Origin of the sequence: Rothia sp. HMSC078H08 (assembly GCF_001808955.1) — a bacterium.
Taxonomy (GTDB): domain Bacteria; phylum Actinomycetota; class Actinomycetes; order Actinomycetales; family Micrococcaceae; genus Rothia.
Map to the genome: position 1 here is coordinate 16,217 of NZ_KV795235.1, position 18,583 is coordinate 34,799.

The following is an 18,583-nucleotide window of genomic DNA, read 5'->3' on the forward strand; positions in this document are numbered from 1 at the left end:
GTATGCTAAACGATTGACATATCTCTCTACTATACCCCGACCGCATACCGCATAAACATTTCAACGCCGGAAAATAGCGCCTTACTACAGCACCGGAATAATCGGAACCCGAGCTCCCACCTCATGGGCAGAACCCCGAACCGAAGAATCATCCAACACCGCACAATGAGTAGCCGCTGCCAACGACGACAACATATGCGACGCCGACTTCGGTAGAGGATACGCTACACCATCACGCACCGACACCGGCAACAGACGAACCCCCGCCGGCTTACGCAAAGTATCAACCGGCTCACCCAAAACAGCCGAATCCAGCTCCGGTAGGGGCATATCCCTCATACCAGCCAAAAGCGGCGGCAAATACGAATACAAAGCCGTGTACGCTGCCAAAGGATTACCCGGCAGACCCAACACAAAACGCTCACGACCAGAATTCGGGCCCGTCTCCGGAACCGGCAAACGCGCAGCCAATGCCGGATGCCCCGGACGCACATCCACCGACTCAAACAAATAGGTTGCGCCCATGTCGTTGAGCACCTTACGCACCAAATCAACACCCGAGGTGCTCGACCCGCCCGTAAACACCAGCACACGAGCCGTCGACGTGGACAAGAACGTGCGGAACTCAGACTCAACATCCGCCAAACGAATCGAAGGGCGCGCCTCGCAGCCAGCAGAAATAATCGCATGCTCCATAAAGCCGCCAAACGCATCACGCACCTGACCAGGCGCAGGCACACCAAAGGTAATGACCTCATTACCCGTAAACGCGCAACGTACCGGAATCGGGGCGTACACCGGCAACTCATCAAAACCATTCGTGCCCAAGAACGCCGCCATACGCGCAGAGATACGGTCGCCGTGGCGTGCCAACAGCTCGCCACGCTCTAGCTCAACACCAGCATGGCGAATATCAGCACCCGGCGCCGGAGGCTCAAAACCCTCCGCCATATCCAGGTAATGAATACTGGACTGAGTCTCCAAATGAGCAGCTACACCAGGGCGAGACGAAGCCTCCGCACCCTCATACAGGCGCGAATGCTCCTCGCGCACAATCGCTTCAGCGCCCTCAGGGAGCAAACCACCCGTCAAAATCGGGGTCGCCTCACCCGGAGCAATCGGCACCGTCAGACGGTGAATATTAGCGCGAGAATCCTCCGGATACGCCGGAGTCACCAGACGCCACGGAGGCACACCCGCCACAGCGTAACCGTCCATCGCGGAAGAGCTGTAGTGGGGCACCGGCATCACCGAATAAACATCATCCGCCAAATAGTGGTCAATTGTCGCCAGCAGCGGCAAAGACTCCGTCTTCACATGGTGTGCAATCTCCAGGCCCTGCTCATGCAAAATCTGGCGGGCCTGCTGCCACGAAACAGAAGGAATATGGTGAGACATCGTACCTCGTAAAAGTGTGTGCGGGACGCGCAACAGCGCGCGAGCTCAAAAACGCTACATGTACACGGCATCTAAAGCCAAGACTTATCACCTAGGGTACTCGTAGTCAGGCCCTAATATCACACTGCGGTAGCTCAGCTACTAATAGCTTGACCAAAGCGAAGTCGTATAACCCAGCGCCTGCGCCTGCTCCCACGTATCAACATCGGCGGTATCAGCGGCAGACATCTGAACCGCCACCGGGTTCAAACGGCGCAAAAAAGAACGAACAGAAGCGTTGGTGGTGCCGGCCGAAAAGACCGAACGAATTGCCTCAAAACGGTAGATACCAACCAGCGGCTGATAGATACCCTCAGAAACACCCCAGAAACCTGCAGATGATTCAGCACCCTCAAATGATTCCGAATCAGTAGGGGAGAAGCCCGCCGTGCGCTCAGCACTTTGCGCCGCAGTAATCAGCTGTTGAACCGCCGGGGCAATACGCGGAGTATCCACACCCAAAATCAGGCACCAGTCGGGCACAGGAATCTGCGAGCGCTCGCAATCGGCCGCAATGCACTCCAAACCGGCATGAATCGCCGCGGCAGGACCCGAAAACGGCGGATCCTCACGAGTACGCAACACCCCCGACGGCAAGGGTAGGCTCTCAGGACCCACCACCACGCGCGGGGATGCGGCGGCCACCGCCTCCAGAGCACAATCCAGCAGAGTATTCGTACCATCAGACAGGGACGCCTTCGGCACGTGGTTCAGGCGGCGAGAAGCACCTCCGGCAACAACGACCGCGGCGCACGAAAAATCGCCCCCAGCGGGAAGTACAGAACCGGGCATTTTATCCGCCCGCATTATCCACCCGCAAAGGGAGGCAGAACGTCCACACGGTCGGCATCCTGCAGAGGTGCCTGCGCATCCGAGCGGGCACCATTGACCAGGAACGAGCACTGCTCCATCACCTGCGCAAGAGTCAGACCCGACGGGGTCGTACCCTCCAAGCTCTGACCCAGATGCTCAACGAGCGCGCCAAGAGTTGCCGACGGTAACTCAGCCAAAGGTACCGACAGCTGCGTGGTACCCGCCGCAGAACGTGCGGCAGCGAAAAAATGAACCTGCATAATGCTCCTCAATCCTAAGTCAGGGGACAGCCGAAAATCACGGGCGCAAGATGCCAATAAAAAGCCTTATCCGCGCACCTTCGGCTGATGAATCAGCGGCTTTCCTAGCCACCAATAGCGCTCATCGAGCGGCTCGCCTTGGCGAACTCCTCAATATCGAAGTCAGCGTCTTCTTTGCCGTGAGCTCGCGGCTTAAACCACATGCCCTCACGCCAGCGCAGAGCCAGCTGCTGATCGTCGGCACCGGAACGCAGAAGCTGCATCAAATCAGTCTCGGTGTCGGAGAACAAGCAGGAACGAATCTTACCGTCCGCCGTCAGGCGGGTGCGGGTGCATGCATTGCAGAACGACTCCGTGACCGAGGCGATAATACCCACACGGCCCAGCGACTCGGTACCGTCAGCAGGGAAGCCCGCCTCATCCAGGGCAGTACCGAGCGGGTACACCTCCCACAGCTGAGCGGGGGAGTCGCCGCGCGCCTCCGCCACCGAACCCAGAACATACTCAGCCGACAGTTTCTCGCGAATCTCAGCGGCGGTAATCGTGCCCTCACGGGTCCAACGGTTATCAGCATCCAGCGGCATCTGCTCAATGAAACGCAGCTGATAGCCGCCCGCCAACGCCCAACGCAGAAGCTCCGGAGCCTGATCATCATTCAGACCCGGCATCAGCACAGCATTAATCTTGATCGGCCACAGGCCAGCCTCCGCTGCACCATCGATGCCCTTGAGCACGGCGTCGAGCTTATCGCGGCGGGTCAGCTCGGCAAAGGTCTCACGGCAAATCGTATCCAGAGAAACATTGATGCGGGTCAGACCAGCCTCCGCCAGCGCGGCGGCACGCTTCTCCAAACCAATACCGTTCGTCGTAATAGCAAGCGGAACATCCGGATGCGCCTGGTGGATGCGGGAAATAATATCCACCAAATCGGCGCGCACCAGCGGCTCGCCACCGGTAAAGCGGATCTCCTCAACGCCCAGCTCAGTAATCGCAATATCGGCAAGGCGCGCAATCTCCTCGGCGGAGAGCAGATTCTCCTTCGGGAGCCACTGCAAACCATCCGCCGGCATGCAATAAATGCAACGAAGATTACATTTATCGGTCAGCGAGATACGAAGATCAGTCGCCACACGACCCCAACGGTCCAAGAGCGGACCGCTATTCGTAATATTCGGGAGCTTACGCTGTACATTTACGCCATTCTCAGATTTTTGGGGTGTCACAAAAGCAGCCCCGTTACCCTCCGCAGAAGATAAGGTGCTTAACGTTGGGCCCGCAATGAGCTCAGAAGAGGTCGAATTTGCCGTGTACGCCATGTAAAACCTATGTGGAAAATTTGCATATTTCAGGTGACAATATGATTATTCCATGTTCCGGCGCCCCGTACATAGTGTGTGCAGGGTAAGTTACAACTGCGCCACCGCAGACCACCACGAGGAAAACAACGTGTACAAGCTAGGGAAGTACACAAAACGTCATACAGAGCCCACACATGGACGCACCTCACCACCGCAAGAGTACGAAACCATCAAGGAAACAAATTTCATGAAGACCCCCCTCGCAGCCCTCAGCGCGCTCGCCGCCGCAACCCTCGCTCTCACCGGATGCGGCGCCCCCCAGAGCTCCTCCTCATCTTCCTCCTCGTCTGCGGCAAGCAGTCAGGCTGCCTCCGGCAAGGTCGAAGTCTTCGCCGCAGCCTCCCTGAACAACGCCGGCGCAGACCTCGAAAAGGCATACGAAGCCGCCAACCCCGGCGTGGACGTCACCTTCGTCTACGAAGGCTCCGCAAAGCTCGTCAACCAGATTGAGCAGGGCGCAACCCCCGACCTGCTCATCACCGCAGACACCAAGAACATGGACAAGGCAAAGAAACTCGACCAGTTCTCCGGCTCCGAAACCAACGTTCTGGTCACCAATAAGCTCGTGCTCGTCACCGCTGAAGGCAACCCCGGCAAGATCAACAGCCTCGACGACCTCAAGACCACCGACGGCGTCGTCGCAGTCTGCAAAGAAGACGTCCCCTGCGGCACCATCGCCCACCAGGAACTGAAGAAGCACGACATCACCCTCAAGAACGCAACCACCGAAAGCAAGGTCACCGACGTAGCAACCAAGGTCACCACCGGTAACGCCGATGCAGGCTTCATCTACACCACCGACCTCGCCGCAGCCAAGAAGAAGGGCGTCAACCTCGGCTCCGTCGAACTGACCGACGTGGAACGCAACGAATACCCCGCAGCGCTGAGCAAGACCGGCTCCTCCTCCGAAACCGCGAAGAAGTTCAACGAATGGTTGAAGAACTCCGACGAGGCGAAGAAGATCCTCACCGAGTACGGCTTCAACACCGCACAGTAATTCAACACAGTAGGGAACAACCCGCGTCTCACCACCCATGACAGACACTACCGCTACCCGCCGCAACGCCGGAACCTCAAGCACACCCGGAAGCAGACTCTTCGCCTCCGTGCCCGTGCTCTTCCTGGTTCCGGCGTCGCTGGGTATTTTCCTCATTGCCGGACCGCTCCTCGGGCTCTTCCTCAACATCCCCTGGAGCCAGCTCGGCAGTATCTTCACCCCGCAGGTGCTCGGGGCGGCGAACCTCTCCCTCAGCACCGCCGCCGCATCCACCCTCATCTGCGGGCTTCTCGGCGCGCCCCTGGCGCTTGTGCTCTCCAAAGTGCTCAATCGCTCGCGGCTACACCGGTTTGGGTCGGTCCTCTACGCCATCATCTACACCCCGGTGATTCTCTCTCCGGTTGTCTCCGGCCTCGGGCTACTCTTCTTCTGGGGACGCAAAGGCATGATTGGCACCTACCTCTACCAGTCGGGAATCTCTATTCCATTCACCCCCAACGCGGTGATTATCGCCCAGGTATTCGTCGCCCTACCCTTCTTCGTTGCCACTGCGGTCACCACCCTGCAGGCTATTCCCCGCGAATACGAAGAAATTGCCCTCGTCGAAGGCGCTAAACCCGCAGAAATTACTTTCAAAGTGCTGCTACCCCTCGCTGCGCCCGGCCTTGCCACCGCTTTCCTGCTCTCCTTCGCCCGTGCCCTCGGCGAATACGGCGCAACCGTCACCTTCGCCGGCAACGTGCAAGGCAAAACCCAAACCATACCCCTCGCCATCGACCTGGCCATCAACAGCAGCGACATCCCCAGCGCCCTCGGAAGCGCCCTGATTCTCATCAGCCTCTACCTAGGAATCTTCGGGGTCCTCGGCCTGATCCGCGCTCTGAAAAAACTACGCGAAAGCACCCGATAAACCACCCCGTCGCTTGCCCCGCACACCACCGGGAGCATACCGGTCCTTAGGCGAAACTGCATTTACCAGCCCACAAAAACACACCTACACTAGTCATAACCGCCGCCGCACGATTGGAACCGCCATGATTGCCCCCGAATTCAACGGAACCCCCAGCACCGAGGAATACCGCGCCTACCTGGCGCTACTGCTGCGCGAAGTCTTCATCGGCACCGCAGAAACGGTTCCCCTCTACCACGCGGCCGGACGCATCCTCGCCCAAGACGTCACCGCACGCATGGACGTACCCAGCTTCGACAACTCCCAAATGGACGGCTACGCCCTCACCGCCGAAGCCGCAGAACGCGAAGACCGCATCTTCACCGTCGGACGCGAAATCCCCGCTGGCCGCCCCCTCCAACGTTCCCGCTCCTCTGACGACCTGACCTACCCCATCATGACCGGCGCGCCCATGCCTAAGGGCTACGACGCCGTCATCCCCGTCGAACAGTCTGAACGCATCGAATATCCCGACCTACCCGAGTCCTTCGGCCGCCCCAGCGAAAAGGTCAAACTCGCCCCCGGCAAGCCCGGACAATTCGTGCGCCGCCGCGGCGAAGACGTCGTCACCGGCCAGGTCCTCGCACGCGCCGGTGAACGCATCACCCCCGCCATGCTTGGTGCGCTCGCATCCCAGGGCTACGCACGCCTGACCGTTGCGGCTGGTCCTCGCGTGCTCGTGTGCACCGGCGGCGACGAGATCCTCTCCGGCGTTGAAGAAGATGGAAGCGCCACCACTCAGGAACTTGGCCAGGGCCAGATTTTTGACGCCAACGGACCCATGCTCACCGCCATGCTCCGCGAAGACGGAGCGGAGGTGCGCCGCATCGCTATCGGTGACGACCCGGTAGAGCTGGTGCACCGCCTCGTAGCAGAGTACGAGAGCTTCAAACCGGACATCATCATCACCTCGGGTGGTATTAGCCACGGCAAATACGAGGTGGTCCGTAACGCCATCGCCAAGGCACACGAAGCCGATATTCTGGTGCCCGTCTCCTGGTTTGGCCACGTCAGCCAGCAGCCCGGCGGCCCCCAGGGCGTGAACCTGCTCGACTTCAAGGGCCACCGCGTGCCCATGATCTCCTTCCCCGGAAACCCAGTGAGCACGCTCATCTCGTACGCGCTGATTCTGCGCCCCTACCTGCGTGCTGGCGGTCCCTACGGTGTGCCCTACGCGGTCGCCTCCGAACAAGCGACCTTGAATAACGCACCGCGAGGCGTGCTCGTCACCGAAACCCCGCTCACCGCACCGGCGGCCAAACGCCAGTTCCTGCGCGGCACCCTCGCCATGGTCGAGGTGGAACCCGGAACCTACCGGGTGGAGCTCTACCCGGACGTCCTCTCAGGCTCGCACCTGCTGCACCGCGCCGCCCAGGCGGATGTGCTCATCGAGCTGGCGCCCGGAACCACCTACACCGGGGGAGAAGCGGTACCCTACCACCGCATTCGCCTCACCGATAACTAAGCGAAACACACCCGCGTTGTTCCTTGCGTGAACGACAAGGAATAATTGAGACTCATACTAAGTAACGATTCGCGGCAGAAGAATACCGCGCTGAAGCCAGGAGAAACGATGACCTCTACCTCGCAGCCCAACCAGGAACTGACCCACGTGCGCGCCGACGGCTCAGCACACATGGTGGACGTTACGGAGAAGTCGGTCACCACCCGCACCGCCCTGGCGGAGGCAACCGTGCGCACCCGCGAAGACGTCATCGCCATGATTTTTGATGCAGACCTGCCCAAGGGCGACGCGCTTCCGGTTGCACGTGTTGCCGGCATTATGGGTGCTAAGCGCACCCCGGAAATCATTCCTCTCTGCCACCCGCTGCCCCTGGGCAAGATCACGGTGGACTTTGAGCGCGGTACCGACTTCGTGCGTATTGAGGCGTCCGTGAAGACCCGCGGCGTCACCGGCGTAGAGATGGAGGCGCTCACCGCCGTCTCCTCGGCGGCACTGACCGTTTTCGACATGATCAAGGCAGTCGATAAGTACGCCGTCATTACCGATATCCGTGTTCTGGAGAAGAGTGGCGGCAAGTCCGGCGACTGGTCCGTCCGCGAGGACTCCTAAGCTACGGCGGCACACCCCGTCACCTGATAGATACAGAAAAGGAAAGCCAATGAGTAGCGAAGACTACACCATGCCCGAGAACCTCACCGGCCTGGTTATTGTCGCCTCCACCCGCGCAGCCCGCGGCGTGTACGAGGATAAGTCCGGCCCCATCGCCGTGGAGTGGTTGCGCTCGCGCGGCTTTGACACCCCGGATGCCGTGGTCATTGAAGACCGTGAGATTGTCGAGTACTTCAACACCTTGGTGGCCGAGGGCAAGAAGAACGGTAACCTGCCGACGTTCATCCTGACCAGCGGCGGTACCGGCCTGAACTCTGACGACCAGACCGTGGAGGCGGTTCGCCCCCACCTGGATAAGGAAGTTCCCGGCGTTATGCATGCCTTCTGGATGAACGGTCTGAAGAACGTTCCCGCGGCTGTGCTTTCACGCGGCGTGGCGGGCGTGATTGACCGTACCTTCGTGATGACCCTGCCCGGTTCGCGCGGTGGCGTGAAGGACGGCGTGGCGACCCTAGACCCGCTTGTTGAGCACATTTGCCGTCAGATGGAGGACTACCATGACCACTAAGCCGCAGAAGGAAGAATCCCTGGACCACTCGGGCGCCCACGGTGCTGAGCCGAGCGGCTCGACCGTGGTGTTCACCGATATTACGGAGGCGCCCCTGGAACCGCTGTACGCGGCGGCTAAGGCTGAGGTCATGACTGACGCCATGGGTGCCCTGGTAATTTTTGACGGCATTGTGCGCAACCATGATCACGGTAGCGCGGTGCGCGGGCTGTCTTATAGCGCGCATCCGCAGGCTCGAGAGTATATTGCGGAGGTTGCTGCTGAGGTTGCCGCCGAGCTGGATGGCGTGCGTCTGTGGGCCGTGCACCGTGTGGGTCCGATTGCTATTGGCGAGTCGGCTCTGACCGTGATGGCTGCGGCTGCTCACCGTGGCCGTGCGTTTGATGCTTGCGAGCTGGTGGCTGACCGGGTGAAGGCTCGTGTACCGATTTGGAAGGAACAGGAACTGCTCGATGGAAGCATCGAGTGGGTTGGCGTGGATACTTCGCCCGCTTAGCCTTCTGAATATTCTGAATATAAGCCTGTCAGGGGGATTTCTCTCGGGCAGGCTTATTCTCCTTGACGCTTGGATCCCTAAAGTTCAAGCCACCTCTACTATTTGATGCGAGGAACCCCTATGTCTTCTCACACCTCTCGTAGCACGAGCGAGCTCTCTGCCGCTGAGCGTGCGTTCTACTCTCGTCAGCTGATTCTGCCCGAAATGGGGTACGAAGCTCAGCTGGCACTCAAGCGTGCGCGAGTGGTGGTGCTTGGCGCTGGCGGTTTGGGTGCTCCCGCGCTGCTGTACCTGGCGGGTGCCGGGGTCGGTCAGATTGTGGTGGTTGATGATGACGTCGTGGATGCTTCGAATCTGCACCGCCAGGTGATTCATACGCACGCCAGGGTGGGTAATTCTAAGGCTGACTCTGCCGCTGAGTCTTTGCGCTCGCTGAATCCTTTTATTGAGGTTGTGCCGGTGCGTGAGCGTTTAACGGAGGCGAATGTTGATGATTTGCTGTCTGGCGCTGATTTGGTGCTGGATGGTAGCGATAATTTTGAGTCGCGTTATATGGTGTCGGCGGCGGCGGCGCGTGCTGGGATTGCGCATGTGTGGGCTGCGATTCTTGGCTTTGATGCGCAGTTGAGTGTGTTTTGGGCGGGACACGGTCCGGTGTATGAGGATTTGTACCCTCATGCTCCTGCTGCCGGTAGTGTGCCTTCGTGTAGTACTGCTGGCGTGGTGGGCGCTATGGCTGGTGTGGTGGGTGCTGCTATGGCTATGGAGGCCGTGAAGCTGTTGACCGGGGTGGGGGAGCCACTCATGGGTGAGGTTGGCCTATATTCGGCGTTAAGCGGGAGGTGGGAATATATACCTCTCGTAGCTAGCGTGCAAGCTGTACCTAAGAAAAGTGTCGTTTTGCCTCAAGAAACGAGTTATAAGCCCAAAAATTATGTAACAATTCGTAATATTTCTCAGGATTTTACTAGCTCTTCTACTGATTCGACGCCTCGTCCCATAAGTGCCCAGGACCTTAAAAAGCTGTCATCGGATGAAAATATTGCCCTTTTGGACGTCCGTGAGCAGGTGGAATTCGAAGCTTTTGCTATTGATGGGGCTATTAATCTTCCTCTGACTGAGTTGCTGGAGGCCGGTCGGAATAGTGTTTTAAAGGCCTTGATTGAGCGTAAAATCCCCGCAAATGCCCAGAAAATCGTTATTTACTGCACTGGATACGCTAGAACGGTTGAGGCGGCTCGCGAAATTGCCCCTTTGGTAGGGCGTTCTGTGTATATGTTGGAGGGCGGAATTTCTGCCTGGCTTACGGTCTAAAACACCCTTATTTCGCATGAATTAGGCAAGGTTTTTATCTCGTATTTTCCATGCCAAATTTCAGATATATTGGGCAGTATGGAACAAGCATCACAGATTAAGGGCCCGGATGGCCCCCTTACCGATCAGCTGATTAAGTTCGGTAAGTTCTTCTCCCGCTGGGATGAGACTGAAGACGGCCGCGCCGTCTTCCGTGAAGGCGGCCGTGAAGGTGACGCCTTCTACCGCGACCGTTGGAGCCACGATAAGGAAGTTCGCTCTACCCACGGCGTGAACTGCACCGGCTCCTGCTCCTGGAAGGTGTATGTCAAGGATGGCATTATCACCTGGGAAGCACAGGAAACCGACTACCCCACGGTTGGTCCCGACCGCCCCGAGTACGAGCCCCGCGGCTGCCCCCGCGGTGCAGCGTTCTCGTGGTACACCTACTCTCCCACTCGCGTTAAGTACCCCTACGTTCGCGGTCTCCTGCTGGAGATGTACCGCGAAGCGAAGGCAATCCACAACGATCCCGTGGACGCCTTCCACTCCATCGTGTCCGACCCCGCCAAGCGTGCACGCTACGTTAACGCACGTGGTAAGGGTGGTCTGGTGCGCTCGACCTGGGCTGAGGCTCTTGAGCTGATGGCTGCTGCTCACGTGCACACCATCAAGTACTACGGTCCCGACCGTAACACCGGCTTCACCCCGATTCCGGCAATGTCCATGACCTCCTTCAGCGCGGGTGTTCGCTACATCCAGCTGACCGGTGGTGTCATGACCAGCTTCTACGACTGGTATGCCGACCTTCCCGTGGCTTCCCCGCAGGTCTTCGGCGACCAGACCGACGTTCCCGAGTCCGGCGACTGGTGGGACGCTGCATACCTCATCATGTGGGGCGCAAACGTTCCGCTGACCCGTACCCCGGATGCTCACTGGGTCTCCGAGGTCCGCTACCGCGGTACCAAGGTTGTCACCGTGAGCCCCGACTACGCCGACAACACCAAGTTTGCTGACGAGTGGCTGCCCGCACAGGCAGGTACCGACGCGGCACTGGCTATGGCAATGGGTCACGTCATCCTCAAGGAGAACTATGTCGACCAGCGTGTCGAGTTCTTCGAGGACTTCTCCCTGACCTACACCGACCTTCCCTTCCTGGTCACCCTGGAAACCCGCGAAGACGGCGTGAAGGTCCCCTCCAAGTTCCTGACCGCTGCAAAGCTTGCTGGTGAGGCTGAGCAGCAGAACGCTGACTTCAAGCCTGTCCTGATGGACCGCGAGACCGGTGAGGTCTTCGTGCCCAACGGCACCATGGGTCACCGTTACGCTCAGGAAGACCAGGGCAAGTGGAACCTGGACCTGCAGGGTCGTAAGCCGATTCTGTCGATTCGCGACCTGCCCCAGGGCCAGACCGCAGCCGTGGAAATCAAGATGCCGACCTTCGATAACCCGAAGGGTCACGGCGACGTCATTACCCGCGGTGTGCCCGTAGCCTACGTTGAAGGCCACGAAGTCACCACTGTCTTCGACATCATGCTGGCACACTACGGTGTGGGCCGCGAGGGCCTGCCCGGTACCTGGGCTAAGGACTACGAGGACTGGAACGTCCAGAACACCCCGGCATGGCAGGAACAGATTACTTCTGTCCCCGCCGAGGCTGTTATCCGCGTTGCCCGCGAGTTCGCTAAGAGCGCCCTGGATTCCGGCGGCCGCTCCATGATCATCTTCGGTGCAGGTATCTGCCAGTGGTACCACGCTGACACCACCTACCGCGCTATCCTCGCCCTGCTGAACCTGACCGGTTCCCAGGGCCGTAACGGTGGCGGTTGGGCTCACTACGTGGGCCAGGAGAAGGCACGTCCGCTGACCGGTCTGACCAACATTGCTAACGCTCTGGACTGGAGCCGCCCGCCGCGTCACATGATTGGTACCGGCTTCTGGTACATGCACACTGACCAGTTCCGTCAGGATGCATACTCCACCGATTACCTGCAGTCCCCGCTGGCTAAGGGTGAGTTGCGCGATGTGCACACTGCTGACGTTGTGGCACGCTCCGTGCGCATGGGCTGGATGCCGTTCTTCCCGCAGTTCCCCGAGAACCCGATGGAACTGGCTGATAAGGCAGAGCAGGCAGTGGCACGCGGCGAGGCTTCCTCGAACGCGGACTACATTGCACAGCGCCTGAACTCCGGTGACCTGGAGTTCTCCGTTGAGGACGTCGACAACCCCGTCAACTGGCCTCGTACCCTGACCCTGTGGCGTTCGAACCTGTTCGGTTCCTCCGCTAAGGGTGAGAGTTACTTCCTGAAGCACCTGGTCGGTAGTATGGACAACGTCCAGGGTTCCGACGCGGAGAAGCACCCGAACGAAGTGAAGTGGGTCGACGACGCACCTCAGGGCAAGCTGGATCTGCTGGTCACCTCGGACTTCCGTATGACTACCACGACCCTGCTGTCTGACATCGTTCTGCCGACTGCTACCTGGTACGAGAAGCACGATATCTCCTCGACCGATATGCACCCGTTCCTGCACGCGTTCTCCCCGGCGATTGACCCGCCGTGGGAGGCAAAGACCGACCACGAGACCTTCAAGGCTCTGGCATACGAGTTCTCTCGCCTGGCTAAGAAGCACCTCGGCGTCCGCAAGGACATCGTTTCGGTCCCGCTGCTGCACGACACCCCCGGCCAGATTGCTCAGCCCGGCGGTCACGCACCCGACTGGAAGAACACCCCCGGTATGGTGGGCGTGCCCGGCAAGAACATGCCGAACTTCGTCACTGTCGAGCGTGACTACGGCGCAGTGTACGACATGTACACCACCGTTGGCCCGCTGTTCGATAAGCTCGGCGCCACCACTAAGTTCATCACTTACGATCTGAAGGACGAAGTCGCGAAGATGGCTAAGGAATTCGGTGTGATGGACTCCGGTAAGGGCGCAGGCCGTCCGGCACTGGATACCGACGTGAAGATTTCTGAAGCAATCCTCATGATTTCCGGTACCGCTAACGGCGCGGTCGCTGTCAAGGGCTTCAAGGAGCTCGAGAAGCAGACCGGTCTGCACCTGATGGACCTGGCAGAAGGTAACGAGGAACGTCGTATCACCTTCCCCATGACCCAGGCCGCACCGCAGCCCGTGATGACTTCCCCCGAGTGGTCCGGTTCGGAAACCGGCGGTCGCCGCTACGCTCCGTTCACCGTCAACATCGAGAAGAAGAAGCCGTTCCACACTCTGACCGGCCGTATGCACTTCTTCCTCGACCACGACTGGATGCACGAAATGGGCGAGGCTCTGCCGATTTACCGTCCGCCGCTGGACATGACCGGCCTGTACAACGAGCCCGAGCTCGGTACTACCGATGGTGTTTCGGTTGCTGTTCGCTACCTGACCCCGCACAACAAGTGGGCAATCCACTCGCAGTACTTCGACAACCACTACATGCTCAGCATGTTCCGTGGCGGTCCGGTTGCGTGGATGAGCCCGCAGGACGCTGAGAAGATTGGCGTCAAGGACGGCGAGTGGATTGAGTGTGTGAACACCAACGGTGTCTTCGTCGGCCGCGCGGTCGTTTCGCACCGTATGCCCGAGGGTGTCTGCTACGTTTACCACGCTCAGGAGCGTATGGTTAGCCCGAAGTCTGAAGTCACCGGTAAGCGCGGTGGTATTCACAACTCGGTGACCCGTATTCTTCTGAAGCCTACCCACATGATTGGTGGCTACGCTCACCAGGCGTTCGCCTTCAACTATCTTGGACCGACCGGTAACCAGCGAGATATCGTCTCGTACATCCGTCGCCGTAAGTCCCAGGAGGTAACTTTCTAATGCGCGTTATGGCACAAGTTGCTATGGTGATGGCGCTCGATAAGTGCATCGGCTGCCACACCTGCTCCGTGACCTGTAAGCAGGCATGGACGAACCGAGCCGGTACCGAGTACGTCTGGTTCAACAACGTTGAGACTCGCCCCGGTCAGGGTTACCCCCGCCGTTACGAGGATCAGGAGAAGTGGAAGGGCGGCTGGGTGCTGAACAAGCGCGGTCGTCTGGAGCTCAAGAGCGGTAACCGCTTCCAGAAGCTCTTCACGATTTTCGCTTCCCCGATTCAGCCCGAGCTGAACGACTACTACGAGCCCTGGACCTACGATTACCAGAACCTGACCAGTGCTCCTCTGGGTGATGACTTCCCGGCTGCTAAGCCGATCTCCCTCATCACCGGTGAGGACACCAAGGTTGAGTGGGGTATGAACTGGGACGACAACCTGGCTGGTGCGACCGAGTACGGTCACCTGGACCCGCTGGTGGAGAAGGTTCGCAAGAAGGCTGAGGACAAGATTAAGTTCGAGTTCGAGCAGACCTTCATGTTCTACCTGCCTCGTATTTGTGAGCACTGCTTGAACCCCTCCTGCATGGCTTCCTGCCCCTCCGGCGCTATCTACAAGCGTGCTGAGGACGGCATCGTTCTGGTTGACCAGGACCGTTGCCGCGGTTGGCGTCAGTGCATCACCGGCTGCCCCTACAAGAAGGTGTACTTCAACCACAAGACGGGTAAGGCTGAGAAGTGTACCTTCTGCTACCCCCGTATTGAGGCTGGTATCCCGACCGTGTGTGCGGAGACCTGTGTTGGTCGTATGCGCTACATCGGTATCTTCCTCTACGATGCAGACCGCGTGACTGAGGCTGCTTCGGTCGAGGATGAGAAGGACCTCTACGAGGCTCAGCTGTCGCTGATGCTTGATCCTTCGGATCCGGCTGTGATTGAGCAGGCTCGTAAGAACGACATCCCCGATGCGTGGATTACTGCAGCTCAGAAGTCGCCCGTGTACAAGCTGGCGAAGGAGTGGAAGGTTGCTCTGCCCCTGCACCCCGAGTACCGCACCATGCCCATGGTTTGGTACGTGCCGCCGCTGTCTCCGATTGTTGATCTGCTCAAGGAGCAGGGACACGATGCAGAGAACAGCAACAACCTGTTCGGTGCTATTGAGTCTCTCCGTATTCCGGTTGAGTACCTGGCTGAGCTGTTCACCGCAGGCGATACTGAGGTTGTTACTAACGTTCTGCGCCGTCTGGCTGCGATGCGTTCGTACATGCGTGATATCAACCTCGGTGGCGAAGGCAACGAAGAGATTGCTCAGGCTGTTGGTATGACCGGTCAGCAGGTGTACGAGATGTACCGCCTGATGGCTATCGCTAAGTACAACGAGCGTTACGTCATTCCGAAGGCTCACATGGAGGACGCCCACAACCTTGAGGAAATGGGTTGCTCCCTGAGCGTGGATGGCGGACCCGGCATGTACGGCGATGCGTTCAACGACATGGAGGGTCGCCCGACCCCCGTGTCCACCGGTGTCTACGAGGCTAACAACAAGGTCAGCTTGTTCAGCTGGGACGGTTCTTCCCGTCCTGACGGCCTCTTCCCGAACACCACCGGAAAGAAGTAATAAGTGGCTGGATTCTTTTCCAAGCTCATGGGCAAAGCCGGTTCCGAGGCTGCTGTCTCGGAGCCGGCTCAGCCGGAGAACCCGTTCGATATCGATTACGGTCCCGGCGAGGATAAGGACTCGGTAATCTACCAGGTGAGCGCTATGCTCCTGGGCTACCCCGATGAGGAAACTCTGAAGGTTCTGCCTGAACTGGTTGAGATTACCGCTTCCACTCAGGATGAGGCTTTCATTGCTGCCGTTGATGCGGTTCAGCAGTGGCTGACTTCTAAGGACCTGGAGGATGTGCAGTCCGAGTACGTGCAGGAGTATGACCTTTCGCGTCGTCATTCTCTGCACCTGTCCTACTGGACCGATGGCGATACCCGCCGCCGTGGTGAGACTCTTCTGCGTTTTAAGCAGATGTACCGCGACTCCGGTATGTTGACCGTTTTGAACGGTGAGCTTCCGGACTACCTGCCGCTGGTGCTGGAGTTCTGTGCGTTGGTGGATCGCCGTAAGGGCCGTTCCGCTTTGCAGGCGTACCGTCCGTCTCTTGAGCTTCTTCGTCTGTCCATGAAGGACGGAAATCTGCCCCACTACGGGTTGTTGCAGAGCATCTGCGATACCCTTCCTGGCGTCTCTCCGCAGACTCAGGAGGAGGTCCAGAAGATGGCTGGCTACGGCCCTCCCGTCGAGACTGTTGGCCTGAACGGCTACGCTGATCATCAGCTGCTCCAGCAGGCTTCGGCTCGTTCTAACTAGTTTTATCCCTTGTGAGGAGACAACACGTGTACGTACTTGCTTCTGAGAACGCAGGACATGCTGCACAGGCTGTAGCCGATCCGGGTATTGTTGACATCCTGCTGTGGGGCGTTCTGCCCTATGTTGCACTGGTCATTCTGATTGGTGGCACCATTTGGCGTTACCGTACTGACCAGTTCGGATGGACTACCCGCTCGTCCCAGGTCTATGAATCGAAGCTGTTGCGCATCGCTTCGCCCCTGTTCCATTACGGTCTTGCGGCCGTTTTCCTTGGCCACGTTGGTGGTCTGGTGGTGCCTAAGGCATTCACCGACCTGGTCGTTTCGGATGACACTTACCACATTGTGGCGCTGGTCGGCGGTTCTGTTGCTGCGGTCGCAACCATTGTTGGTATGTTCGTTCTGATTGGTCGCCGTGTTTCGAACTCTCGTGTGCGTTCGGCTACCACTCGTAATGACGTTTTCATGTATGTCGTTTTGGTTCTGGTGATTCTCGCCGGTACTGCGGCTACTCTGATTTCGGCAGTGAACCCCTCGGGCGGTTTGCCTCCGGTGAATGGTCACGAGGTTCACTTCAACTACCGTGAGACCATTTCTGTGTGGTTCCGTTCGCTGTTCTACTTCCACCCTGAGGTAGCTTTGATGGTGAATATTCCCGTGGCTTTCAAGATTCACATCGTGGTGGCTATGGTTCTGTTCATCATTTGGCCCTTTACCCGCCTGGTGCACGCACTGACTGTGCCCCTGCACTACCTCTTCCGCCCCTACACCGTGTACCGCACCCGTGGCGGCCAGCGTGTTGGTGCACGTCGAGGTTGGGATCCGGTAGGTACTCTCCCGCGTGAGCGCGCCGACCGCTAATACACATATCCATATTGCAAAAGAGGAAATATGAGCACCCCTGTTGCACCGAGCTACGACCTGAAGAATGGTCAGCTCCGTAACGTTCTGCTGGCAACGTTCATCTCGACCATCGGCTTCTGGGCTTGGACTATTGTTGGTCCGCTGGCCAAGCTGTACGCCAAGCAGATGCACTTGGACGCTGGTATGACCAGTGTTCTGGTGGCTATGCCGATTTTTATCGGCGCTATTGGCCGTATTCCCGTTGGTGGTCTGACTGACCGCTACGGTGGTCGTATTATGTTCACCGCTGTTCTGGCGATTAGCGCACCCCTGGTCTTCCTGGTTGGTGTTGCTGGTCAGATGAACTCGCTGCCCATGCTGCTTGTTGTGGCGTTCTTCCTGGGTATTGCGGGTACCGTGTTCGCTGTGGGTATTCCCTTCAGTTCCGCATGGTATGACGCTTCCAAGAAGGGTTTTGCGACCGGTGTGTTCGGTGCCGGCATGGTGGGTACTGCAATTTCTGCATTCGCTACCCCCCGCCTGGTGCAGGGTATTGGTTACTTCCAGACTCACGTTCTGATTGCTGTTATCTGTGCTGTAACCGCTGCTATCTCTTTCTTCTTCTTGAAGGATTCCCCGGCAACCATCGGCCGTGAGGTTACTCCGCTGATGCCGAAGATTGTTCAGGCATTCAAGGTGAAGACCACTTGGCAGCTGTGCTTCCTCTACGCTGTTGTGTTCGGTGCGTTCGTGGCATTCTCGAACTACCTGCCTACTTACCTGAGCAACATCTACAACTTCAACGCTAACGACGCTGGTATGCGTGCGGCTGGCTTTGCGGTTGCTGCTGTGATTGCTCGTCCCTTCGGTGGTGTGCTGGCTGATAAGTTCGGTCCGAAGATTATCACCCTCATCTCCCTGGGTGGTGTGGTGATCCTGGCAGTTATTACCGCGTTCCAGCCTGATGCTGAGCACGTGTATGGTGCTGTTTTCATCCTGATGGCTGCTCTTCTGGGTCTGGGCCACGGCTCGGTCTTCGGCTGGGTGGCTCGTGCGGCTGATCCGAAGAACGTTGGTGCGGTGTCCGGTGTGGTTGCTGCTGCTGGCGCTCTGGGTGGTTTCTTCCCGCCGCTGGTGATGGGTGCAACCTACAACCAGGCTGAGAACAACTACTTCATCGGTCTGATGCTGCTGGCCGTGACCGCGTTCCTCGCCTTTCTGTCGGCATTCCTCGTGCCGCACGGTGGCAAGCCCAACCACGCTAAGTAGGGTCTTCTAATACATCCTTCTGCGGGATGTATGTGAAGTTTGCTTTGACTG

16 protein-coding genes are annotated in these 18,583 nt (G+C 58.6%); 12 read left to right on the forward strand and 4 right to left on the reverse strand.

Annotated features, from left to right (window positions below; genetic code table 11):
- Positions 1–84 precede the first annotated feature (84 nt).
- The 4 genes from HMPREF2528_RS00080 to moaA all read right to left on the reverse strand — a co-directional run bounded on the left by HMPREF2528_RS00080 (position 85) and on the right by moaA (position 3,826).
- On the reverse strand, positions 85–1,398 hold the full coding sequence (locus tag HMPREF2528_RS00080; RefSeq protein ID WP_070506949.1) for a molybdopterin molybdotransferase MoeA: 1,314 nt from the start codon (positions 1,396–1,398) through the stop codon (positions 85–87).
- A 141-nt stretch (positions 1,399–1,539) separates the two neighbouring features.
- Positions 1,540–2,244 (reverse strand): molybdenum cofactor guanylyltransferase, encoded by a 705-nt coding sequence (locus HMPREF2528_RS00085; RefSeq protein ID WP_049338070.1) that lies wholly within the window; start codon positions 2,242–2,244, stop codon positions 1,540–1,542.
- The gene (locus HMPREF2528_RS00090; protein ID WP_049338071.1) at positions 2,244–2,510 is read right to left on the reverse strand and encodes a MoaD/ThiS family protein; all 267 of its coding nucleotides are present in this window, start codon (positions 2,508–2,510) and stop codon (positions 2,244–2,246) included. The genes HMPREF2528_RS00085 and HMPREF2528_RS00090 overlap by 1 nt, the downstream gene beginning before the upstream one ends.
- Positions 2,511–2,614: 104 nt before the next feature.
- Positions 2,615–3,826 carry a GTP 3',8-cyclase MoaA gene (gene moaA, locus HMPREF2528_RS00095; protein ID WP_070541421.1) on the reverse strand — a complete coding sequence of 404 codons (1,212 nt, stop codon included), beginning with the start codon at positions 3,824–3,826 and terminating at the stop codon, positions 2,615–2,617.
- A 229-nt stretch (positions 3,827–4,055) separates the two neighbouring features.
- Here moaA and modA point away from each other — a divergent pair, with 229 nt between their 5' ends.
- The 12 genes from modA (at position 4,056) to HMPREF2528_RS00155 (ending at position 18,532) form a co-directional block, all read left to right on the forward strand.
- Positions 4,056–4,865, forward strand: a complete 810-nt coding sequence (gene modA / locus HMPREF2528_RS00100; protein WP_044150191.1) for a molybdate ABC transporter substrate-binding protein — start codon at positions 4,056–4,058, stop codon at positions 4,863–4,865.
- Positions 4,866–4,902: 37 nt separating this feature from the next.
- Entirely contained in the window at positions 4,903–5,775 is an 873-nt protein-coding gene (locus HMPREF2528_RS00105) for an ABC transporter permease (RefSeq protein ID WP_012903025.1), read from the forward strand.
- A gap of 124 nt (positions 5,776–5,899) precedes the next feature.
- Positions 5,900–7,279: a molybdopterin molybdotransferase MoeA gene (locus HMPREF2528_RS00110; protein WP_044150194.1), complete on the forward strand. Its 1,380-nt coding sequence runs from the start codon at positions 5,900–5,902 to the stop codon at positions 7,277–7,279.
- Positions 7,280–7,387: 108 nt separating this feature from the next.
- A complete protein-coding gene (gene moaC / locus HMPREF2528_RS00115) occupies positions 7,388–7,888 on the forward strand; it encodes a cyclic pyranopterin monophosphate synthase MoaC (RefSeq protein ID WP_005508376.1) in 501 nt (166 codons plus the stop codon).
- 49 nt (positions 7,889–7,937) lie between these two features.
- The gene (locus HMPREF2528_RS00120; protein ID WP_070541425.1) at positions 7,938–8,456 is read left to right on the forward strand and encodes a MogA/MoaB family molybdenum cofactor biosynthesis protein; all 519 of its coding nucleotides are present in this window, start codon (positions 7,938–7,940) and stop codon (positions 8,454–8,456) included.
- Positions 8,446–8,952, forward strand: coding sequence for a molybdenum cofactor biosynthesis protein MoaE (locus HMPREF2528_RS00125; protein ID WP_044150198.1), 507 nt, complete (start codon positions 8,446–8,448; stop codon positions 8,950–8,952). The genes HMPREF2528_RS00120 and HMPREF2528_RS00125 overlap by 11 nt, the downstream gene beginning before the upstream one ends.
- A 120-nt stretch (positions 8,953–9,072) precedes the next feature.
- On the forward strand, positions 9,073–10,266 hold the full coding sequence (locus HMPREF2528_RS00130; RefSeq protein WP_044150199.1) for a ThiF family adenylyltransferase: 1,194 nt from the start codon (positions 9,073–9,075) through the stop codon (positions 10,264–10,266).
- Between the two features lie 78 nt (positions 10,267–10,344).
- Entirely contained in the window at positions 10,345–14,064 is a 3,720-nt protein-coding gene (locus tag HMPREF2528_RS00135; protein WP_070541428.1) for a nitrate reductase subunit alpha, read from the forward strand.
- Entirely contained in the window at positions 14,064–15,677 is a 1,614-nt protein-coding gene (gene narH, locus HMPREF2528_RS00140) for a nitrate reductase subunit beta (RefSeq protein WP_012903032.1), read from the forward strand. The genes HMPREF2528_RS00135 and narH overlap by 1 nt, the downstream gene beginning before the upstream one ends.
- Before the next feature lie 3 nt (positions 15,678–15,680).
- Positions 15,681–16,421: a nitrate reductase molybdenum cofactor assembly chaperone gene (narJ, locus tag HMPREF2528_RS00145; RefSeq protein ID WP_070541431.1), complete on the forward strand. Its 741-nt coding sequence runs from the start codon at positions 15,681–15,683 to the stop codon at positions 16,419–16,421.
- A gap of 26 nt (positions 16,422–16,447) precedes the next feature.
- Complete coding sequence (narI, locus tag HMPREF2528_RS00150; protein ID WP_070541434.1) at positions 16,448–17,281, forward strand: respiratory nitrate reductase subunit gamma; 834 nt, start codon at positions 16,448–16,450, stop codon at positions 17,279–17,281.
- 30 nt (positions 17,282–17,311) lie between these two features.
- Complete coding sequence (locus tag HMPREF2528_RS00155; RefSeq protein ID WP_049363181.1) at positions 17,312–18,532, forward strand: MFS transporter; 1,221 nt, start codon at positions 17,312–17,314, stop codon at positions 18,530–18,532.
- The last annotated feature ends 51 nt before the right edge of the window (positions 18,533–18,583 follow it).